The sequence below is a fragment of the Celeribacter ethanolicus genome (assembly GCF_001550095.1).
GTDB lineage: Bacteria > Pseudomonadota > Alphaproteobacteria > Rhodobacterales > Rhodobacteraceae > Celeribacter > Celeribacter ethanolicus.
Window position 1 is genome coordinate 69,841 of sequence record NZ_LRUC01000041.1, and the last position, 21,310, is coordinate 91,150.

The following is a 21,310-nucleotide window of genomic DNA, read 5'->3' on the forward strand; positions in this document are numbered from 1 at the left end:
ACGTTGGGTCGAAAAGGTCAAAAACGCAAGGTATTTGTTTTCGTTTTTGTTCGATTGAGGAAAATCAACGGGTTAGGGTAGATATTTCTGCAACTGCGAAGAAAAGATAAGAGAATCTACGCGGGTGCGGCAATGAATTGACTGGATTCGCATCGGGTTTTCGCGTCTTTTTCCCATGACGCCACAGAAACGAAGCAAAGCGAACATCTATGTCCAACAACTTTCGTCACCCCGAGATTCTCGAAATGACACGTAAAGAGGGGAAGGTCACGGTCGAGCGGCTGGCAGAGCATTTTGGTGTCACGCTTCAAACCATTCGCCGCGACCTGTCGGAATTGGCGGAACTGGGGCGTGTCGAGCGGGTGCATGGCGGGGCGGTGCTGGCGTCCGGCACAATCAATATCGGGTACGAAGATCGGCGGCAGTTGAACGCGGAGGCCAAAATCGCGATCGCGCGGGCCTGTGCCTCGCGGATTCCCAACGGGATTTCGTTGTTTCTCAACATTGGGACGAGCACGGAAGCCGTCGCGCAGGAGTTGTTGCAGCACAGGGATTTGATGGTCGTCACCAACAATATGAATGTCGCCAACATTCTGGCCGGGAACAGCAATTGCGAAGTCATCGTGACCGGCGGGCATTTGCGGCGGTCCGATGGCGGCTTGGTCGGCAATCTGGCCGCAGAGACCATCCGCCAATTCAAGTTCGATCTGGCGGTCATCGGCTGTTCCGCGCTCGACCGCGATGGCGATCTTTTGGATTTCGACATTCAGGAGGTCAGTGTGAGCCAGACGATCCTGCGGCAATCGCGCAAGGTTTTTCTCGTCGCGGATCACACCAAATTCTCCAGAAGCGCCCCCGCAAGGATCGCATCGCTGTCCGACATCGACGTGTATTTCACCGATCACGCCGTTCCGGCCGAACTGTCCCAAGCCTGCAAGAGCTGGAACACCGAGGTGGTTTCGGGTGGCTGAGAGCGTCGGTCTTAGCATTGCGGCCCCGCGCATCGCACGGGACCGTCAGGGTGTTCAGGGGCGGCTCAGCCAACGTTCTGAGCATCGCTCAATCGCGTTACATCACGCCGGGACCTGGACGAGAATCTTGACCTGAGATTTTTCCGCCACGAGGGCCTCGAACCCCTGATCGACGATCTCGTCGATGGAGATGCGCTTGGTCACCAGTTTGCCGGCGCTGAAATAGCCCTGGGTCATAAGCTCCATCACCGCCGGATAGATGTTGCGATAGGCGATGGTGCCCAGAAGCTGCCGCTCCTTCAGCACGGCGGTGTTGGGTTGGAACGCAGCATCGCCTTCCCAGATCGACACGATCAGGGTCTGGCCCTCGTGCCGCGTGCTGTCGATGCATTGCGGCAGAACGCGCGGCACCCCGGTCACTTCGAAGGCCACGTTGACGCCGCCGGTGGCCGCGCGGATCGTCTCCACCGGATCGGTCGACATCGGGTCGATGGCGCTGGTCGCGCCCAATTCTAAAGCCTTTTCGCGGCGCTCGGGCGAGGGTTCGACCACATGGATCTGGGCGGCACCGGCGACGCGCAGCGCCTCGACGACCAAGAGACCGATCGGACCCGCCCCAAAGACCGCGGCCGTGTCGCCAGCCTTGATCTTGGACATGCGCACCGCGTGGAGTGCGACGGCCGCCGGTTCGACCAACGCGCCTTGCTCCATCGACAGGGCGTCTGGCATTTTGTGCACCATGCCTGCGGGCACGACCGAGAAGGCGGCAAAGCCACCATGGCCGCCCGAAAGGCCGACAAAGCCGAGGCTGTCACAGAGATTGTATTTGCCCTCATGACAGGCGGGGCAGGTGCCGCAGGCAAAGATCGGTTCGATGGCAACCCGGTCGCCAACCGCAAGCCCGGTCACACCCGCACCCAATTCGGTGATCTCGCCACAATATTCGTGGCCCATGGTGATCGGCGCCTTGTCATGGCTGAGCGGGTGCTCCTCGTCCACGGGGACGAAAATCGGCCCGGCGAGATATTCGTGCAGGTCGCTGCCGCAAATTCCGGTCCAGGCCACCTTGATCTTGACCTCGCCCGCTGCGGGGGAGGGTTCGGGGATGTCTTCGACGCGGATATCTTTGACGCCATGCCAGCGTGCTGCTTTCATTGTGGTTCTCCTTAGGTTCGTAAAGTCTGCGCCCGGGCCGGGAAGAAAGCCCGGGCGCGCGATGCGCATCACGACAGGTGATGCACCTCCTGAAGGCCGTAAACGGGGGTCTCGATCCCCTCCAGACGGGCTTTCAATTGCAGGGCGAGGTAGAGCGAATAGTGGCGCGACTGGTGCAGGTTGCCGCCCATGAACCAGAGGTGTTCCTGTTGGGTCGGTTTCCACATGTTGCGCTGTTCGCCTTCCCACGGGCCGGGGTCCTTGGTGGTGTCAGAACCGAGGCCCCAGACCTTGCCGATCTTATCCGCGACCTCCGGGCTGATCAGATCCGCGGCCCAGCCGTTCATCGATCCGAACCCGGTGGCCAGCACCACCAGATCGGCGGGCAGGCGGGTGCCGTCGGTCAAAACGACCGCGTCTTCCTCGAAATGATCGACGCCGCCTTTGGCGAGTTTGACCTCTCCGTCGATGATCAACTGGCTGGCGCCCACGTCGATGTAATAGCCGGAGCCGCGTCGCAGGTATTTCATGAACAGGCCCGACCCGTCATCGCCCCAGTCGAGATCGAAACCGGCTTTTTCCAGTCCTTTGTAGAACTCCGCGTCGCGTTCGCGCATCTGGTCGTAGAGCGGGATCTGGAATTCATGCATGATCTTGTAGGGCAGGGAGGCAAAGATCATGTCGGCCTTTTCGGTGGTCACGCCGTTGGCGACCGCCTCTTCGGAATAAAGCGCACCGAGGCCGATCTCCATCAGACTGTCCGAGCGCACGATATGGGTCGAGGACCGCTGCACCATCGTCACATCGGCATCGCCCTCCCAGAGCGCGGCACAGATGTCATGCGCGGAGTTGTTCGAGCCGATGACGACGACATTTTTGCCGGCCCAGTCATCGGGTCCCTCATGCTGCGAAGAATGCTGGATCGTGCCTTTGAAGCGCTCCATGCCGGGAAATTGCGGCATGTTCGGTTTGCCCGACATGCCCGTGGCAAGCACAAGCTGGGTGGGGCGCAGCGTGACCTCTTCGCCGTCGCGGTTGACCTTGACCTCCCAAGTGCCTGAGGCCTCGTCATAGCTGGCTTTCTGGACGTCGGAACGGGTCCAGTAATTGATCTCCATGACCTTGGTGTACATCTCCAGCCAGTCGCCGACCTTGTCCTTGGGCGTGAACACCGGCCAGTTGTCGGGGAACTTGATGTAGGGCAGGTGGTCGTACCAGATCGGATCGTGCAGGCAGAGCGACTTGTAGCGCGAGCGCCATTGGTCGCCGGGGCGATCATGTTTGTCCAGAACGATGGCCGGGACGCCCAATTGACGCAGCCGTGCCCCAAGCGCGATGCCGCCCTGACCGCCGCCGATGATGACGACATAGGGCTGGGTGCCATAGCCCAGATCGGCCTCCTCCGCCTCTCGGCGTTCTTTCCACGAACTGCGGTTCTTTTTGGCGCCGTGCTCTGCGCCCATCGGGCGGCGTTTGCCCCGGTTTTCCTCGAAGCCCTTGAGCTCTTGCAGGGCGGTCAGCAACGTCCAGATCCGACCGTCGCGCATCCGCATTAATCCCCAACCACGCCCGGTCGCGGTTTCGAATGTGAGCCAAGCCGTGATGACGCCGTCCTCCTCGGCGGGCATCTCGCCTGACTGAATCTCGAACTTGCCCGGACGGGTGTGGTCAAGCTGACTGCGCAGCATATCCGCCACGCCCTCGGGGCCTTCGACCGTCTTCAGGTTCCAGCTGACCGCAACGAGATCGCGCCAATAGCTGTCGGTCGCGAACAGCCCCGCGGCGCGGTCGATATCGCCGCCCTCCAATGCGGCGTTCAGGCTGTCCAGCAGCTCCTGAGTCTGGGTGGTGGTTGAACTGTCGAGCATCGCAACTCCTCCTCTGTGCGTGTGTTCAGAAGAAGTATGGGGTGCGAAAATTGCGGCGATCTACGTGCGCGATGGCTGTGGGTGACAGAAAAACAATCGTTGCAGCGCAGCATGTTGCGCGCGCAACGCCTGCGCAACATCTCACTCGGGCGGGCGCAACCCGGCGGCTCGCATCCGGCGCAGGATGGTCGAGCGGTTGACCCCGAAGCGGCGCGCGGCGCGGGCCATGTTCCAGTCGCAGGCGACCAAAACCTGCTCCAGCGTGTCCCATGGGTTTGTCGATGCGGGCGACCCGTCGGCAGGGTCGGCCACGACCGGATGGGGCAGATCGGGCAGATCGATCACCGAGCCGACGCAGAGCGCGGCGGCGGTGTCGAGCACCTGTTCAAGCTCGCGGATGTTGCCGGGCCAGGTGCGCCCCATCAATTCGGCGCGTGCAGACGGCGACAGGCGCACCGCGTCGGCGGTATGGCGCCGCAGATGGCGCGACATCAGCCAGTCGAGATCGCGTCGCATTCGGAGCGGGGGCACGGTGAGGTTGCAGCCCGCCAAACGGTGAAACAGCGTGCGGGGCAGGGGGATGCGGGCCGGATCGAGACAGCTTGTCGAAAGCGTGCGCAAATCGGGCCTGCGGTCGAGCAATCCGCTCAGGGCGATGGCGGTCTCCTCGCTCAACTCCTCGATCCGACGCAGCAAAAGCGTCGTCAGGCTCACCGAGTCGAGACAAAGATCGGCGATGTCCTCGGGGCGCAGTGTGGCGCATTCGAGGCTCATGAACCCTTGCGCTTTGCTCATCATATGGATCGCGCGGGCGAGTTTGGTTTTTCCGGTGCCGGTCTCGCCGGTGATCAAAAGCGGTACGGTGGAGGGGGCCAGCCGTTCGGCCTGTTCCAAAAGACGGGCCATGTTCGGGTCGCCGCCGGTCAGCCCGGCCAGCGCACCACCGAGTGTTCCACTCAGGGCGCCTTTCTGTGCGCCTTTCTGTGTCCCGGTCTGCCGTGCCCCGTGGCGGCTTTGATGCGGTGCCTTGGGCGCGATGGCATGGGCGAACAACGCTCCGCCGTCACGCATCTCGATCACCCGCTCTTCGGTGGGGCGGTCGCGCATCAGATCCGGCAGGTCATCGACGCTTACGCTCAGAACCTCGTCGATCCGCCGCCCGAGAATTTGCCCTGTTTCGGGGAACAACCGCCGCGCCGCGCGGGTATAGCCCAGCACCCGCCCCGAGCCGTCCAGCCGCACGGCGGCCTCGGGATCGACGTCCAGAAATTCCGGGCTCGACGACAGGCGCAACACCCAGTCACGTGGGCTTTCGGCCATCAGATTGGCCATTTCGACGCGGCGCGCGGCGGAGGTGACGAGGCTCATCGCCAGATTCTGGCTGCTTTTGGGGGTGGGAGAGCGCAGGAGTGAAATGTCGAGCACGGCGGCCAATTGTCCGAGACTGTCAAAGATCGGCGCGGCGGTGCAGGACAGCGCCACATGGGCATTGCCGAAATGGTCGTCCTGATGCACGGTCACCGGTTCTTGCGTGACGATACAGGCGCCAACCCCGCAGGTTCCGGCGAGATCCTCGGACCAGTTCGATCCGAGATAAAGCCCGGCGCTGCGCAGGTCCTCGGTGAACAGGTCGTCGCCGAAGTAATCGACGCAGACACCCTCGGCATTTGTCAGCAGCAGCACGTAGTTTTGGCCGGCGACCTGACGAAACAGAGATTGCAGCCCCGAGCGTGCCGCCGCGATCATACATTCGGCCTGCTTGCGGTGATCGCGCAACTCGGTCTCTGTGACGATATGCGCCGGATCGGTGCGCATCGGGTCCATGCCGTAGACCTCGACACAGCGCCGCCAAGAGGCCGAGACAATACTGTCCCGCCCGGTCTGGCCGCCCTCGAGCACCTGCCCGATCTCTTCGACATGGCGTGCGTGTTTCATGGCTTTTATCATGACGCGCCATGCGTGACGCGTCGCCTCCCGGCGGGAGTGTAGCACATGATGCGCGCGAACCCAGAGGGGACAATGGTCTAAGATGCCGTGCGAAGCGGGCTGGATTGCACCAGCGCCTCTCTTAGCGATTGGGCCACACCTCTGCCTGAGTCTTCCGCGGCAGAGATTTGTTTGAAAAGGCACAAGGGATGTGAAGCGCTCCGGCAAGCGTGATGTTGGGTTGCATCTTGACGCTTTTTTCCGCCATATGCGCAACAAATCTGCAATCCGGCGCCGTTTTCCGCAGCTAAAATGCTTTTCCTCAGGTCTTCACGAGGGTCTTCGAACTGCATCATGTGACGCCAGACCGGCGCGTCGGAGTGGGTCTTGTAACGGGCGCCGGTGCGCGCTCTTCTTTTGCTTGTCTGGGAGGACATCTATGACATCCTTTATGAAAGCGGCAGCATTCGCTGCGGCAACTCTTACTGCGCTTCCGGCCATGGCGGATATTGATCCCGTCACCCTGCGTCTGGCGCATGTGGTCAACGAACAGGACGCCTATCACACCGCCGCCGTGAAGTTTCAGGAACTGGTCTCCGAGCGCTCTGACGGCGCGATCACCGTCGAGATTTTCCCGAACGCCACGCTGGGCGACGAGCGCACTTTGCTCGAAGGCATGCAAATCGGCACGGTTGACATGGGTATCATCACCAACGGTCCTGTCGCGAACTTCCTCGAAGATATCGCCGTTTTCGAGCTGCCGTTCCTCTTCCCCTCTCCCGAAGCGGCCTACAGCGTCCTTGATGGGGAAATCGGCCAGGAGCTTTTGGGTCGCCTCGAAGAGGTCAATCTCAAAGGTCTCGCCTATGCCGAGCGCGGGTTCCGCAACCTGACCAATTCGAAGCGCCCGGTGAACACGCCTGCCGATCTCGACGGGCTGCGCATCCGTGTGATGGAAAACCCGGTCTATATCGACAGCTTCCGTGAACTGGGGGCCGACGCGATCCCGATGGCCTGGACCGAGGCCCTGACCGGCATGCAGCAAAACACCATCGACGGCCAGGAAAACCCGGTCGGTGTGGTCTATTCCTTCAAGCTGAACGAAACCCAGACCAACATGACCATGACGCGTCACACCTACGCGCCGGCGATCTTTGTGATGGGCATGTCGAAATGGAACCAGCTCTCTGAAGAGACGCAGGGCATCATCGCAGCCGCGGCACAAGAGGCGGCGGAATACGAGCGCGCGCTCAACGCCGAGCTTGAAGAAGAGCAACTGGCCGCCCTCAAAGACGCGGGCATGAATGTGGTTGAAGATGCGGACCTCGCGGCCTTCTCCGCGGCTGTGCAGCCGGTCTATGATAAATACGGCGAGAAATTCGGCGACTATCTGCCGCGCATCCAAGAGGCGCTGAAGTAAGATGCTCAAAGGGCTGGCGTGGCTGGACAGACTGGTGGGGACACTCCTCAAACCCGTGGTTTTCGCGGGTATGGCGGGACTGACGGCGGTGATCACGCTTCAGATCGTGTCGCGGGTGTTCTTCACTTCGGTGGGCTGGACGGAAGAGGTCGCGAGATTTCTGCTGATCTGGATCACCTTTCTCGGCGCTGCGCTGGCCTATCAACAGGGGCGGCATATCGCGGTCACGGTTCTGCGTGACAACCTGCCGCCCGCGTTGCGCCGGATCGTCTCCGGCGCGGCGGTTCTGGTCACGATCGTGTTCCTCCTGACGTTGGCCAAAATCGGCTGGCAATATATGAACATGCAGAGTTTTCAAAAATCGCCCTCATTGCGGCTCAGCATGACCTATGTCTATGCCGTCATGCCCTTTGCCGCGCTGGTCATGGCGGGGTTGTCGGTGATCGACCTGATCCGGCTTTTGGCCGGACAGCCAATGCGAGAGGCCCATAGTGAAATCGACAGTGATGTCGATCAGAATGCGGCGCAGGAGACAGTACAATGAGCCTCGTGCTTGCCGGCCTTTTCGCTCTTTTCCTGCTTCTGGGCATTCCGGTCGCCATCGTGATCGGCGCGGCGACCATGAGCGCGCTTAACCTCTCCGGCGTGCCTTTGATGGTCGTGCCGCAGCAGATGTTCTCCGGTATCAATTCCTTCGCGCTTGTTGCCGTGCCAATGTTCGTTCTGGCGGGCGATGTCATGGCGCAGGGCGAAATTTCCAAACGCCTTGTGGCCTTTGCCGACAGCATGTTCGGCTTTATCAAAGGCGGGCTCTCTATCGTCTCCGTGCTTGCAGGCATGTTCTTTGCCGCAATCTCGGGCTCCGGTGCGGCGACAACCGCCGCCGTGGGCGCCAGCCTCGTGCCGGAACTGAAGCGCAAAGGCTATGATCCGGCGTCCGCCGCCTCGCTCATTGCCGCAGCGGGCACCATCGGCGTGGTGATCCCGCCGTCCGTGCCGATGATCATCTATGCTGTGATCGCGCAGGAATCCGTGCGCGAGTTGTTTCTGAACGGTTTTATCCCCGGCATCGCCATGGGCGTGGGGCTGATCTTTATTGCGCTCATTCAAGGCCACCGCCGCGCCTATCCGCGCGGGACCGCGTTCAACCTGAAAACCATTGGCCGCACCTTTGTTTCGGCCAGCTGGGGGCTGATAGCGCCGCTGATCATTCTCGGCGGGATATTTTCGGGCATTTTCACCCCGTCCGAAGCCGCCGTGATTGCGGTGGATTACGCCATCCTCGTGTCGCTTTTCATCTACCGCGACCTGACCCTGAAACAGCTTTATCGCATCATCATCCGTGCAGGCGTCACCACCTCCGTCATCATGTTTGTGATTGCGGCCTCCTCGATCCTGAGCTGGACGCTGTCAAGCTGGCAGGTGCCGAACCAGATCGCCACTGCGGCACTGTCGTTGTCCTCCAATACCTACGTGCTGTTGCTTCTGGTGATGGCGGTGATCCTCGTGGCGGGCGTCTTCCTTGAAACCGCCTCTGCCCTGATCATCCTGACCCCGATGCTCTTGCCTCTCGCGGCGCAGCTCGGTCTGAGCACCGTGCATTTCGGCATCATCATCGTGGTCGGCCTAGCCATTGGCATGGTCACGCCGCCGGTTGCGATCAACCTCTTTGTCGCCTCCACAACGGCGCGTCTGCCGATCGAACGCATTGCCCGCGCGGTTCTGCCCTATCTCGGGATGCTGTTGTTTGTGTATCTCATGATCGCCTTCGTGCCGATCCTGATCTGAAGCCTGCTCTGTCGCACCCCTGTCGCGCAGCCCTCGATGTGGGACGCTGGCTATTCTGATCCCCGCCATCCTTGAGTTGAAACGAGATGCGCCTCAGATCGACGTTTCACTTGAGACCGCGCCTTCCGCTTGCGCTTGGCGGATGTTCTGCACCTTGCTGCGCCAACGGGACGGCGATTTGATCACCGGCGTCGAAGGGCTTGCGGGGGACAACAGGGACAAGGCCGTGACCGCGATCCAGACGCTGGCGTATTGGCGATCTGAGGAGCTTATCTTCTCCGTGTTTCGGACATGGATGACCAGAGGTCGAGTGGCAGGACTGTGAGGCGAATCCGTAGGCGCATGCGTTCTGGAGCTTACGCTCCCCAAATAGTAAGCACGTTCTAAGGTGCATGGGGAGCACACGAAAGGCAAACGGAGCATCGCCCTGCGTCGCAGTCAGGACCGTCACCACGATGCTCCCAAACAGCCGTAAATCCAGGCTCAGACTTCCAGCACATAGCCAAAGCCACGCACATTGCGGATCATCTTTTCATCGAACGGACCGTCTGCCTTACGTCTCAGATAGGCTATATAGACCTCGACGATGTTCGTGTTCGGATCGAAATTCTTGCCCCAGACGCCGGACAAGATGTCCATCCGGCTCACGACGCTCCCGGCATTGTCGGCCAGATATTTCAAAAGGGCGAATTCGGTTGGCGTCAGGCCAAGTTCCCGACCTTCGCGTTGTACGGATTTATGTGTCAGATCGAACTCGAACACACCACAGGACAGGGTTCCGTTCTTTTCCGAAATACCGCCTTCGCGTCGCCGCAGCAGTGCCTCGAGACGCAACAACAACTCTTCGAACGAAAACGGCTTGGTGATGTAATCATCTGCGCCAGACCGCAAACCCGCCAGTTTGTCTTCGAGAGAATCCTTTGCCGTAAGCATCAGGATAAAGAGATCGGGATGAGTGTCCCGCAGGGTTTCGCAGAGGATCGCGCCCTCTGCATCCGGCAACATGCGATCAAGAATGATAAGCGACACCTGCCGTTCCGCAAGCACCTCCCACATCGCCGCCGCAGAATTTGCGTGTCGGACGTTATAGCCTTCGTTCGTCAGCCCGAGCAGGATGAAATCCGCGATTTCGTCGTCATCTTCTACCAGAAGAATATCATGCATGGCGGTCCGTCCCCTCCGTTTCCGTGAGCAGCGGCAGGATCACATCCACACGCGCGCCGTTGGTGCCGTTTTCCGCCTGCCCAATGGAGATCCGACCGTGATGGCGGCTGACGATCCAATAGGCGATGGCCAGACCGAGACCGCTGCCCTTGCCACCAGCGCCGCGACTATTGCGGCCCCGATAAAACCGGTCGAACACATGCGGAATATCCGCTTCGTGAAAGCCCTCGCCCATATCCGAAATCGACAGGTATGCCATATCATCGGACCGTTTCAGGTCGATCGACACCACACTGTCGCGCGGCGCATGACGGATCGCATTGTCGAGAATGATCATCACCGCCTGATGCAAACGCGCCGGATCGGCATCGACCATCACCGGGTCTTCCGGTTGATGCAGGGCAATGCGTATCCCATCGGCGGCGCGCAGGGACCGGGCATCCATCGTCACCTCCGCCAGAGTTTCCTGAAGCATGGTCGGGGAGGGGATCACCTGAATCGCCCCGGCTTCGGAGCGTGCGAGGAACAGAAGGTCATCGACGAGTTGGCCGAGCTGACCCGTCTTGCGTACCATGGCCTGCATCGCAGCCTGAAGCAACTCACTCGACGGGTTCGGATTTCTCAGGGCGACCTCCGCCTGACCGCGCATCACCGTCAGTGGCGTGCGCAGCTCGTGGCTGATGTCTGCCAAAAACTGGGTTCGGCTCGAATCCAGCTCGCGCAGGCGCGCATTCGCGGCCTCAAGCTGTTCGGTGCGCTGGCTCAGGCTTTCGGTGCGCTCAGAGACCTGTTCGGCCAATGAATCGCGGGCGGCCCGCAGACTGGCCTGTTGCTCTGAAATCCGTTGCACCATTTCCTGAAACCGTTCGGCCAGATCGCCAAGCTCGTCACTGCGCCGGGTGTCGAGTGCGATCTCGCCGTGACCGCTTGCCAGATTGTCCGCCGCCGCCGACAGATCGGCAAGCGGGCGCGACACCTGTTTGTCCAGAAGCAAAGCCGTGCCCACCGCAACCAACGCCGCCGTGACGAAGATGCTGATGGCCAAAAGCCGCTGGCGTTCGGTCAGCTCGTTCCATGCGTCGATCTCGGCATTGACGCTGCGGGCATTGCGCCGGATCGCCTCGTCGATCAGCGTGCCGATACTGGTATCGAGATCGTCCTCCACCCGACGGGCATAAAGCGATTGCGCCACCTCGCGCTGGCCTTTCGACAACAGATCGAAAATCTCCATCCCGGCGGCGCCGAGACTTTCCACCTCGGTATGAAGTTCGGTGATCCAGTCGAGCATGGCCTGCGCGCTTTCCCGGTCTTCGGGCGCGGCCTCCGCCAGATCGGCCTCCAGAGCGGTGTGCAGCACATCAAGCTGAACGATCAGATGGTCATAGGCTTCGGTAACTTCGTCGCGTCCTTCGAGACCCACAGTGAACAGCTCCGCGATCTGTTCGGAAAGACGGTTCGCGTCCGAGTTCAGTTCATTGATCTCGCGCAGGCTTTCATAGCTGCGTTCAAAGGAATGCCGGGAGTCGTCCGTGGCCTGCAATCCAATCAGGATCAGGACACAGATACAGCCGACCACAAGTGCCACGAAACCGTGGCTGACCAGAAGCTTTGCCCGGATTTTCATCCCTTATCCTCCTCTTGGCGCATACCACGCCCTGTGCGGCCGCAGGTCTGTCATGCTCCTGCACGCGGACCCGATTTAATTCACCTGACAGAAGAACACAGCACCCGAGACGGCATTCTTATAAACTTCTAATCTTCACGGGCGTGGCCTCGTAAAGTTCTAATTTGAATTCCAATACTGGCTGCCCACCTTATCCGATACGCAAAACAGCCCCGCAACACGCCTGCGGGAACCGCAAAAGGATCGGTGGACCAGACGATGAAACATTTCTCTGCAAACGGCGCGAAAACCACCCGGCACGGCGGTGCGCCGCGCATCGTTCTGTATTCCCACGACACCGTCGGCTTTGGGCATCTGCGTCGCAATCTTCTGTTGGCCCAGGCCCTGCGCAGCATCGAGCCCCGGCCCGACATCCTGATGATTGCGGGGATGCACGAGGCGGGTGGATTCCATATCCCTGAAGGCGTCGACATGCTGACCCTGCCGGCCTATGGCAAGACCGCCGAGGGCACCTATGAGGCCCGGCATCTTGGCCTTGATCTGCGCACGATCGCGGCGTTGCGCGCTGAGACGATCAAGGCGGCGCTGGCGGCCTTCGACCCCGATCTGATGATTGTCGACAATGTGCCGCGCGGCTGTCAGGGCGAACTTGATCTGGCTTTACACATGCTGCGCAAGCGCGGGCGTGCCCGTGTCATCCTCGGGCTGCGCGATATTATCGACAGCCCGGAAACCGTGCGGGCGCAATGGCTCCGGCAACGAAACCAGCGTGCGTTGCGTGATTGGTTTGACGAGATCTGGATCTATGGCGACCGCGCCTTTTTCGATCTGCCGAAAGAATATGGGTTCAGCGCGGATTTCCGCGCCCGCAGCCGCTTTATGGGGTATCTCGATCAACGACATCGGCTGTCGTTGCCCCGTGCCACCGAGGCCGCCACGCGATCTGTGCCGGACAAGGACGACCGTCCCTTCGTCCTCTGTGCCGTGGGCGGGGGCAAGGACGGGGCCGATCTTTGCCACAGCTTTGCCCGCACGACGCTGCCCCCGAACCGGCGCGGCATCATTTTGACCGGCACACAGATGCCCGGCAAGGATCAGGCCGCTCTGACGCGCCAGATTGGCGAACGTGACGACATGCAGGTTTTGCGCTTTCTGCCGGAACCGATCTCACTGTTTGCCGCAGCCGATCGCGTGATCACCATGGGCGGCTACAACACCGTGTGCGAGGCGCTGTCCTTTGGCAAACGGTCGCTCATCGTCCCGCGCACCCGCCCGCGCCGCGAACAGGTGATCCGGGCCGAACGGCTGTCGCGCGCAGGCGCAGTGGATATGCTTTTGCCCGAACATCTGTCCCCCGACAGTCTGAGCCAGTGGCTGTCGCGTCCGCAAGCAGCGCCGCAGCCCGCCCGCCCTCTCGACATGAGCGGGTTTGAACGCGTCCGCAACCGTACCGCCGAAATTCTCGCCCGGGACCCGTCGATCACCACCTCCTCCCCAGCACTGAAAGAAGCTCTCTGATGACCGTTTCCTCCCCGTCTCCCATTGGTTTTCCGGCACAGACGACTGGCAAGATCGGCTATGTCGTCAAACGCTATCCACGGTTTTCGGAGACCTTCGTTGTCAACGAAATCCTTGCCCATGAGGCAGAGGGGCGCGAGATCGAAATCTTTGCGCTGCGACCGGTCGAGGAAACGCATTTCCAGAATATCATTTCGAAAGTGCGTGCGCCCGTGACGCGCCTGCGTCAGCCTTTGCGCAAACAGGACTCGCTGTGGGAGGCACAAAAGACGCTTTACGCCCTGCGCCCCACGGCGATGACGGCCATGATGCAGTTTCCGGAGAGCAGTGAGAGCGACCTGTATCAGGCCATCCTTCTGGCGCTGGACTGTCTGAGCCGGAATATCACCCATCTGCATGCGCATTTCGGCACGCTGGCGGCCACTGTTGCCCGCATCGCCGCGGCTCTGGCCGGGATCACCTGGTCGGTGACGCTCCATGCCAAGGATATTTATTGCGATTACGATGAGGATCATCACCTGCCGCTCAAGCTGGCCGATGCCGATGCGGTGGTCACGGTCTCCGATTACAATGTGCGGTATCTGAACGAGAGTTTGGGCTGTGATCCCCAAAAGCTGGTTCGGATTTTCAATGGTATCGATCTGAACGCCTTCTCTTGGTCCGCCCCGCAAGATCAGCCGCATGAGATTCTGGCTGTCGGGCGTCTGGTCGAAAAAAAGGGGTTTCATATTCTTGTCGAGGCTCTGCACATTCTGCGCGACAAGGGGCTGCGCCTGCCGTGTCGGATCGTCGGCGGCGGCGACATGCAACAGGAACTGCAGGACCAGATCGACGCCTCCGGCCTGTCCGAAACCGTGCACCTGATCGGTCCGATGCCGCAAGACGACATCATCCGCGCGATGCAGAAGGCGACGCTCTTGGCCTGTCCATGCATCGTGGGGGCAGACGGCAATCGCGATGGCATGCCGACCGTCCTGCTTGAGGCCATGGCGCTCGGTTGTCCGGTCGTCGCCACCCCTGTGACCGGCATTCCTGAACTGGTGACACAGGCAGAAACCGGGCTTTTGGCGCAGGAGGGCAATCCCCGCGATCTCGCTGATCAGCTTGCCCGGCTTTGGCGCGATGCCGAGCTGCGTGCCGCGCTCTCGCGGAACGCCCGTGCGCGGATCGAAGCCGATTTCAACCTGCACAAGAACGCCGCCGAATTGGGGCGGATTTTCGATAGGCTGCGCTGTGATGATCGGGCTGTGGCCGCTCAGGGAGGCCTCTGATGCGCATCGCTTACATCTGCCTCGATCCCGGCATTCCGGTTTTTGGTGCAAAAGGGGCCTCTGTGCATGTGCAATCCATGGTCCGCGCGTTTCAGAGCATGGGGGCCAACGTCACCCTGTTCTCGCCCCGCTGTGAGGGCACACGCCCGAAGGGGCTTGAGACGACGCCCGTTGTGCCTTTTTCTCTACCGTCGAAATCCAACGCTGAGGCGCGGATGCAGGCGCTTATGACGCTCGACCTTGCCCTGCCGGACATTTTGCGCGACGCCGGGCCGTTCGACCTTGTCTATGAACGCCACGCACTTCTGTCGCACAGCGCGATGACATGGGCGCGGGAGGCCGGCGTCCCCTCCGTGCTCGAAGTCAACGCGCCTCTGATGGAAGAACAGCAACGGCATCGCGAGATGATCTTGCCGCAGGACTGTTTGACGGCCACGCAGGCGGCCATGCAGTCCGCCGCCCTTGTCGCCGCCGTCAGCCCTCAGGTCGTCCGCTATGCGCAGGATCACGGGGCAGAAAATGTGCTTCATCTGCCCAACGCCATTGACCCCGCGATGTATGACCGCCCTCGTCAGGGCAACCGACCCTTTACCGTCGGCTTCGTCGGCAGTCTCAAGCCCTGGCACGATCTTGATGTGCTGGTCAGCGCCATGGAGATTTTGCATGCCTCCCGGCCCGATATTCGTCTGTTGATCGTCGGCGACGGACCGGAGCGTGCGCGGTTTTCTGAGCGGATCGCAGCGCTTGGCGGCGAGATTTCCGGGCTGATCCCGCATGACGCGGTGCCGGACTGGCTGGCCAGAACGGATGTCGGAATCGCGCCCTATTCGGCGGCTCAGGATTTCTATTTTTCGCCCTTGAAGCTTTATGAATATATGGGCGCGCGCCTGCCGGTGATTGCCAGCGATGTCGGCGATCTGGCCCGGATCGTGACGCATGGCGACACTGGCCTGATCTGCCCGCCCGATGACCCCGCAGCCTTGGCCCGAGCCATTGCCACCCTCGCGCAAGACCCGGAGCGGGCCCGGCGTATGGGAGAGGCCGGGCACCGCCATGTCATCGCCCATCACACCTGGCAGGCCAATGCCAGAACTGTGCTTGAACGGAGCCGCCTGCCTATGCTCTCCGAGGGGCTGTGATCATGGGCGGTTCGACGACGCTGCGCGGCAAACGCAAAGACCGTCTGCGCGATGCTTTACCTGCGTTCATACGCATGTTGCGCCGGTTCAGCCCCTATCTGGCCGGGTCTCGCGGCACGTTGATTTCCGGCGTTTTGGCGCTTTTGATGGCCACGGCCATGCGCCTTTTGGAACCCTGGCCGCTCAAATTCATCATCGACCGGGTGGTGCGCACCCCGACCGAAGGCCCTTTCACGGTCACGCTGATCGGTGGGCTGACCCTCTCTGGTCTCAACGGTTTTATCGCGCTCTGCGCCGTGGGGCTGGCGCTTGTCATCGGCTTGCGCGCCTTGTTTCAATTCGTTTCGACAAGTCTGTTTGCCGTGGCGGGCAGTCGGGCGCTGACCGGCTTGCGGCGCGATCTCTTTGTCCATCTGCAAAAGCTCCCGCCTGCCTTTCACGACACCACCCGTCCGGGCGATCTGACCCTGCGCCTGATCGGCGATGTCGGCATGCTCAAGGACACCGCCACCACCGCCGTCATGCCGCTTTTGACCAATGTTTTCATTCTCACCGGCATGGTTGCGGTGATGATGTGGCTCGACTGGACGCTGGCGCTTTTGACGCTTTTGCCGGTGCCTGTGCTGCTTTTGATGACCACGCGGATCGGCAACCGCATCAAAACCGCCAGCCGGGTGCAGCGCAAACGCGAGGCCAGCCTGGCCGACAGCGCCTCTGAAATGCTTGGTGCGATCCGATCCGTACAGGCGCTGCGCCTCGAAGAGGCCACCGGGCGGCTGTTTCAATCCGCCAACGGTGCCAGCCAAAGCGACAGCATCAAGACCGGGCGTCTTGGCGCTCTGATGGAACGCAGCGTCGATGTCATGATCGGCCTGACCACCGCAGCCGTCTTGTGGTTCGGCACACATGCGGTGCTTGCCGGGCGGCTCACACCGGGCGATCTGCTTGTTTTCCTGACCTATCTCAAGAACACGTTCCGGCCGTTGAGAGACTATGCGAAATACTCCGGACGTCTTGCCAAGGCCTCTGCCGCCGCAGAACGCGTGTTCGATCTGCTCGACACGGAGCCGGAGATCCGCGACCGTGCCGAGGCCCGCCCGGCGCCGGTGTTTCAGGGGCATATCTCCTTTGACAGGGTGGGTTTCGATTACCCCGACGGGCGGCAGGTTCTCAAAGAGTTTTCTCTCGATATACCGGCGGGGCAATCCGTTGCCTTGATCGGGCCATCTGGCATCGGGAAGTCTACGATTTTCTGGCTCTTGCTGCGCCTGAGAGAGGCACAGGGTGGCACGATCCTCATCGACGGCACCCCGGTCGATGCCGTGACACTCGACAGCCTGCGTGCCCAGATCACCTTTCTGCCGCAGGACCCGGTGCTGTTTGCCGGAACCGTCGCGGAAAACATCGCCCTTGGGGCAGGGCGGGAGGTCAGTGAAGACGACATTCGCGCCGCCGCGCGGCTTGCCGGTGCGGAGGAGTTCATCACCGCCATGCCCGATGGCTATGATACCGAAGTGGCCGAACGCGGCGCAAATTTCTCTGGCGGTCAACGGCAGAGGATCGCTTTGGCGCGGGCCGCTCTGCGTCAAACCCCGATCCTGATGCTGGACGAACCAACCGTCGGTTTGGATGCCGAAAGCGAAGCCCATCTGCGCCGTGCGATCCTGCGGCTGGCGCGTGATCGAACCACGTTGATCATCACCCACGACCTGTCGCTGGCGCGCTGTTTCGATCGGGTGATCTTGATGGGAGACGGTCGGGTGCAGGAAGACGGGACCCCGGACCGTCTGGCCGCAACAAAGACCGGTTTCGCCCGATTGTTTGCCCATCAGAGCGGAGGCAAACATGCTCTGCAAGGCTGACCGCGACCTTGTCGCCCGTGATCCCGGCTTGCCCGGTTTGGCCGCGCTTTTGGATCCCGAACATGTGGCCCGGCTTCTGGGGCACCCCGCCGAACTGACATATCTGCGCTACAAGCCCGGGGTGAATGCGACAGCCACGGCTCGGTGCGCCGACGGGCAATTCTTTGTCCTGCGGACCGCCCCCGAAGCACGTTTCGCGGATTATCTGTCGCGTCCGAACTGGCGCAAATACGGGCTTTGGGATGTGGCCGCCTGCCTCGTTGCCCTGCCGGTCTGGCGTGACAGGAAAATTCCGGCGGCCCGGAAACTGCGCAAAGCCGATCCCAACAGTCTTGTGACCTTCAAACCCAACCGCCGTTTTGTGCAACGCATTGACGGCGGATTGCGCCGGGCCTTTGCGCCGGGTCTCTATGATCAGGCCCGCGCCGGGGCCTATTTTGGCGAAGGTTTCGGTGGCGCGCGGCTGCTTGCCAGTGATGCAAAACAGGCGACGCTTGACATCGAATGGGTGGCCGGGCGAGCGGCGGATCACAGCCCAAACCCTGAGCTCTATCGCCGGATCGGTGCACGGCTGGCAGACTTGCACCGACACCCGATGAGCGGGCTTTGCCCTTTGCCCGCTACCGACCCGTCTCGGTCGCTGCACGATCTGGCAGATCTTTTACCCGATCTTGCCCCGCGTGCCTTGCATTGTGCCGCGATGCTCTCCCGGCATCTTGCCGCGTGTCGTCCCAAGGTTGCGGCTTGCCATGGTGATTTCAGCGCCGATCAGGTGATTGTAACCCCCGATGACGCAGTGTGTTTTATCGACTGGGACCGTGCCGGAACGGGCGATCCTCTGTGCGATGTCGCAAGCTTTCTGGCCCGGCTCGATTACGACCCCAGCACAAGACAAGATCTGAGTCAGGCGTTTCTCGACGGCTACGGGATGACAGCGGAGGACATCCGCCCGCATCGCGCCGCCGCCCTCGCGGGATTGCTGATCGAACCCTTCCGTGATCGTCACCCGGACTGGCCAGAGCGCTGCGCGGCGCTGTTGCAACGGGTCGAAGCACTTTTGGCCCCTCTGGGCACACCCGCATTCCATATCGCTCAAACTCCCGCCACCGTCGCTGACGCGCTTGGCTGGACACCGAGCGAGGTGCACTGTCTCCGTCTGAAACCCGGTCGCAGAGCCATTTTCCGCTATGCCGACACGGTGGGGCGTGCGGCCTATGGCAAATTGCGCTTTGGCCGCGCCGATCGCCGCACGCCTGCGCTTCAGTCTGCTGTGCGCGCGGCCGGGCTGGATGGCAGGTATGGGGTTCAGGTTCCTGCTGTTCTCGCAGAAATGAAAGAGGCATGTCTTTGGTTTCAGGAGGAAATAAAAGGTCCTGATCTGACGTGTCTGCTCTTGAACGGCACGTCAGAAGAGGTTTTGAGCAACGCCCTTCGGCAGACCGGAGAGGCGCTGGCCCGGTTGCACACCAGTGAGGTCGAGGTCGCACGCGACTGGACACTTGCACAGGAATGCGCCGTCCTGACACAGGCTCTTGCAGCCGAGAAAGCGCGTGCGCCAGAGAATATCTCGGCGTTTCAGGCGGTCGAACGGGCGCTTGCCCCTGATATTGCGCGTCTTGAAACACCGGCGGAACCGGTCCTTTTGCATCGGGATTTCTATCCGGATCAGGTGATCTGTTCGGCGGGGGGCGTGGCGCTTCTGGATTTGGATCTGGTGGCCATGGGGGACCCGGCGATTGATCTCGGCAACTTTCTTGCCCATCTTGATGAGCTGGCGCTTCGGCATCATAAGGGGCTTGGCACGACCCCGGCCCGGGACATGGCCTTTCTGGACGGTTATGCCGCGCATGCGTCTCTCCCCGATATGTCCCGCATCACCGCCACGCGGCGGATTTCTCTTGCCCGACACATCCACATCTCTCAGCGGTTTCCAGACCGGCAGCATGAAGCGGCAAAAATCATTGCGCACTTGATACATCCTGTCTGAAATCTGGAGGCAGACCAAATGACCTGAACTCAGGGAGTCTGGCTTATCCTGTGCGTTGTTTGGGTCATGATGCTCCGTCCTGCTTAAGGCCTGGAGCCTCCGGCAAACCCGATAAGGAACGCCTTCGCTTGCCGGGCCGCGAGGATGTGAACACCGGGGTGCTCAAGGGCGGCGAGATGGTGAACATCGTGGCCGTGACCGAGGCTTCAGAATGGGTCGACGAAAGTTGGAGCACGCGTGCGTCTCGCGAAGACATGCTCTCCGATTTCGCGGGGTGGCATCCTGATCTTGCTGAGCTCTTCGCGAATGTGGAGGAGGTGTATAACTGGGGCCTGTTCGACCGCGATCCGATGGGCAGCTGGACGAAAGGGGCGGTGACACTTTTGGGGGATGCCTGTCACCCGATGCTGCCGTTCCTCTCGCAAGGCGCTGCGATGGCCATCGAGGATGGCTATATTCTGGGGGAGGCTCTGGGACTTTATCCCGACAATCTGACAGAGGCTCTCGCCGCCTATGAGGCAGAGCGCCGCCCGCGGACCTCAAAGGTTCAACTTGAAGCGCGCGAGCGTGGCCGGACCTATCACTTGCCCACAGAAGAGGAAATGGCGGCACGGGACGCAGAATATGCGCGCCGCGCCAAGGAAGATCCTCGCACAACGGGGATCAACACGGATTGGGTCTATGATTACGACCCGCGCCGCTTTAGCGCGCGGATGCGCGAAGCGGCGGAATAACTGTCCGCGCCAGATAAAGACATCCTACAAAAACGGCCCCGTTTTCGGGGCCGTTTGCGATCAGGCGAGGTCCACCGTCATAGGATCATAGACGCGACTCTCGCGGGCACCTCCATCATATAAATGTAACAAAGGCAGTACCGCTCATTGCTGATCTGCCTCTGCCATGCTGCAGACCGCGATGGCCAAACGCTTGATCGAGATCCGGCAGATCAAATATTTGAACACCATCATTGAGCAGGACCATCGCTTCATCAAGCAGAGCACACGCCCGATGATGGGCTTCAAGGGCGTTCCAGATATTTGCGGGCTTGCGGCATAATTATGTCCGCTGAAGGGATGCTTTCAGTGCTCAGAAAATTTGAGCCAAAATCGCCCGAACATCAATGACAGTTCTGAGTTCACGTTTGGACAATTAACTTTACGGTGCCGTTGGATCATTCAATCCGCCGGCAGCGGACCAGCTTGGACTCGCAGCTGTCTCCGACGCTTCCCCAAGCCCAAATCCGTCATCAGCCGCGCCACCGTGCATCTGGCCACATCGAAGCCTTCCCGACGTAGTTGATGCCAGACCTTGCGAACGCCGTAGACCCTGTCGTTCTGCTCCCAGACACGTTCAATCTCGGGTCGCAAAACCTTGTCGCGCTTGGCGCGATCCCGATGGCTTCACGGTGTTCGTCGAACAGCCGATCTACGCCGATGCCGACACGATCACCGCCCAACGGCTCTCATGCTGACCGGTGTTGTCCAAAACCAGGCGAACGGCACGCTCACGCACTTCGGGGGAATGCTTCTTCATCGTCTTGCTCATGATGCTCCATCCTTTTCGCAAGTTGGTGCCTCCGGCAAAACCGGCGCGGTTCACCATTGGTTTCTAACAGGA

Annotated in this window: 15 protein-coding genes and 2 pseudogenes; 11 read left to right on the forward strand and 6 right to left on the reverse strand. The window is 61.0% G+C overall.

The window, feature by feature from the left end:
• The first annotated feature begins 209 nt into the window (after positions 1–209).
• Positions 210–971 (forward strand): DeoR/GlpR family DNA-binding transcription regulator, encoded by a 762-nt coding sequence (locus NH195_RS15445; protein WP_066708861.1) that lies wholly within the window; start codon positions 210–212, stop codon positions 969–971.
• A gap of 102 nt (positions 972–1,073) precedes the next feature.
• Here NH195_RS15445 and NH195_RS15450 read toward each other — a convergent pair whose 3' ends face one another.
• The 3 genes from NH195_RS15450 to NH195_RS15460 all read right to left on the reverse strand — a co-directional run bounded on the left by NH195_RS15450 (position 1,074) and on the right by NH195_RS15460 (position 5,929).
• Positions 1,074–2,126: a 2,3-butanediol dehydrogenase gene (locus NH195_RS15450; RefSeq protein ID WP_066708863.1), complete on the reverse strand. Its 1,053-nt coding sequence runs from the start codon at positions 2,124–2,126 to the stop codon at positions 1,074–1,076.
• A 68-nt stretch (positions 2,127–2,194) separates the two neighbouring features.
• A complete protein-coding gene (locus NH195_RS15455) occupies positions 2,195–3,994 on the reverse strand; it encodes an NAD(P)/FAD-dependent oxidoreductase (RefSeq protein WP_066708865.1) in 1,800 nt (599 codons plus the stop codon).
• A gap of 141 nt (positions 3,995–4,135) precedes the next feature.
• On the reverse strand, positions 4,136–5,929 hold the full coding sequence (locus NH195_RS15460; protein ID WP_066708868.1) for a sigma-54-dependent Fis family transcriptional regulator: 1,794 nt from the start codon (positions 5,927–5,929) through the stop codon (positions 4,136–4,138).
• Between the two features lie 430 nt (positions 5,930–6,359).
• Here NH195_RS15460 and NH195_RS15465 point away from each other — a divergent pair, with 430 nt between their 5' ends.
• From NH195_RS15465 to NH195_RS15475, 3 genes are read left to right on the forward strand one after another with little or no spacing between them, the layout of a single operon-like run.
• Positions 6,360–7,340: a TRAP transporter substrate-binding protein gene (locus tag NH195_RS15465; protein ID WP_066708871.1), complete on the forward strand. Its 981-nt coding sequence runs from the start codon at positions 6,360–6,362 to the stop codon at positions 7,338–7,340.
• 34 nt (positions 7,341–7,374) lie between these two features.
• Entirely contained in the window at positions 7,375–7,884 is a 510-nt protein-coding gene (locus tag NH195_RS15470; protein WP_238379779.1) for a TRAP transporter small permease, read from the forward strand.
• Positions 7,881–9,128 (forward strand): TRAP transporter large permease, encoded by a 1,248-nt coding sequence (locus tag NH195_RS15475; protein ID WP_066708879.1) that lies wholly within the window; start codon positions 7,881–7,883, stop codon positions 9,126–9,128. The genes NH195_RS15470 and NH195_RS15475 overlap by 4 nt, the downstream gene beginning before the upstream one ends.
• Positions 9,129–9,611: 483 nt before the next feature.
• Here the strand turns inward: NH195_RS15475 and NH195_RS15485 are convergent, their stop codons facing one another.
• Positions 9,612–10,292, reverse strand: a complete 681-nt coding sequence (locus NH195_RS15485; RefSeq protein ID WP_066708885.1) for a response regulator transcription factor — start codon at positions 10,290–10,292, stop codon at positions 9,612–9,614.
• A complete protein-coding gene (locus NH195_RS15490) occupies positions 10,285–11,916 on the reverse strand; it encodes a sensor histidine kinase (protein ID WP_066708888.1) in 1,632 nt (543 codons plus the stop codon). Before NH195_RS15490 ends, NH195_RS15485 begins: the two co-directional genes overlap by 8 nt.
• A gap of 258 nt (positions 11,917–12,174) precedes the next feature.
• Here NH195_RS15490 and NH195_RS15495 point away from each other — a divergent pair, with 258 nt between their 5' ends.
• From NH195_RS15495 to NH195_RS15525, 7 genes and pseudogenes are all read left to right on the forward strand, one after another.
• Entirely contained in the window at positions 12,175–13,434 is a 1,260-nt protein-coding gene (locus tag NH195_RS15495; RefSeq protein ID WP_066708891.1) for a glycosyltransferase family protein, read from the forward strand.
• The gene (locus NH195_RS15500; protein WP_066708894.1) at positions 13,434–14,705 is read left to right on the forward strand and encodes a glycosyltransferase family 4 protein; all 1,272 of its coding nucleotides are present in this window, start codon (positions 13,434–13,436) and stop codon (positions 14,703–14,705) included. The genes NH195_RS15495 and NH195_RS15500 overlap by 1 nt, the downstream gene beginning before the upstream one ends.
• The gene (locus NH195_RS15505; RefSeq protein WP_066708897.1) at positions 14,705–15,844 is read left to right on the forward strand and encodes a glycosyltransferase family 4 protein; all 1,140 of its coding nucleotides are present in this window, start codon (positions 14,705–14,707) and stop codon (positions 15,842–15,844) included. Before NH195_RS15500 ends, NH195_RS15505 begins: the two co-directional genes overlap by 1 nt.
• 2 nt (positions 15,845–15,846) lie before the next feature.
• The gene (locus NH195_RS15510; protein ID WP_066708900.1) at positions 15,847–17,706 is read left to right on the forward strand and encodes an ABC transporter ATP-binding protein; all 1,860 of its coding nucleotides are present in this window, start codon (positions 15,847–15,849) and stop codon (positions 17,704–17,706) included.
• Positions 17,690–19,693, forward strand: coding sequence for an aminoglycoside phosphotransferase family protein (locus NH195_RS15515; protein ID WP_066708903.1), 2,004 nt, complete (start codon positions 17,690–17,692; stop codon positions 19,691–19,693). Before NH195_RS15510 ends, NH195_RS15515 begins: the two co-directional genes overlap by 17 nt.
• 128 nt (positions 19,694–19,821) lie before the next feature.
• The gene (locus NH195_RS15520; RefSeq protein WP_066708905.1) at positions 19,822–20,427 is read left to right on the forward strand and encodes an FAD-dependent monooxygenase; all 606 of its coding nucleotides are present in this window, start codon (positions 19,822–19,824) and stop codon (positions 20,425–20,427) included.
• Between the two features lie 196 nt (positions 20,428–20,623).
• A pseudogene (locus NH195_RS15525) lies at positions 20,624–20,716 on the forward strand (IS6 family transposase); the annotation flags it as partial.
• Positions 20,717–20,922: 206 nt separating this feature from the next.
• On the opposite strand, the pseudogene NH195_RS21915 reads toward NH195_RS15525, so the two are convergent.
• A pseudogene (locus NH195_RS21915) lies at positions 20,923–21,081 on the reverse strand (IS3 family transposase); the annotation flags it as partial.
• Between the last annotated feature and the right edge of the window lie 229 nt (positions 21,082–21,310).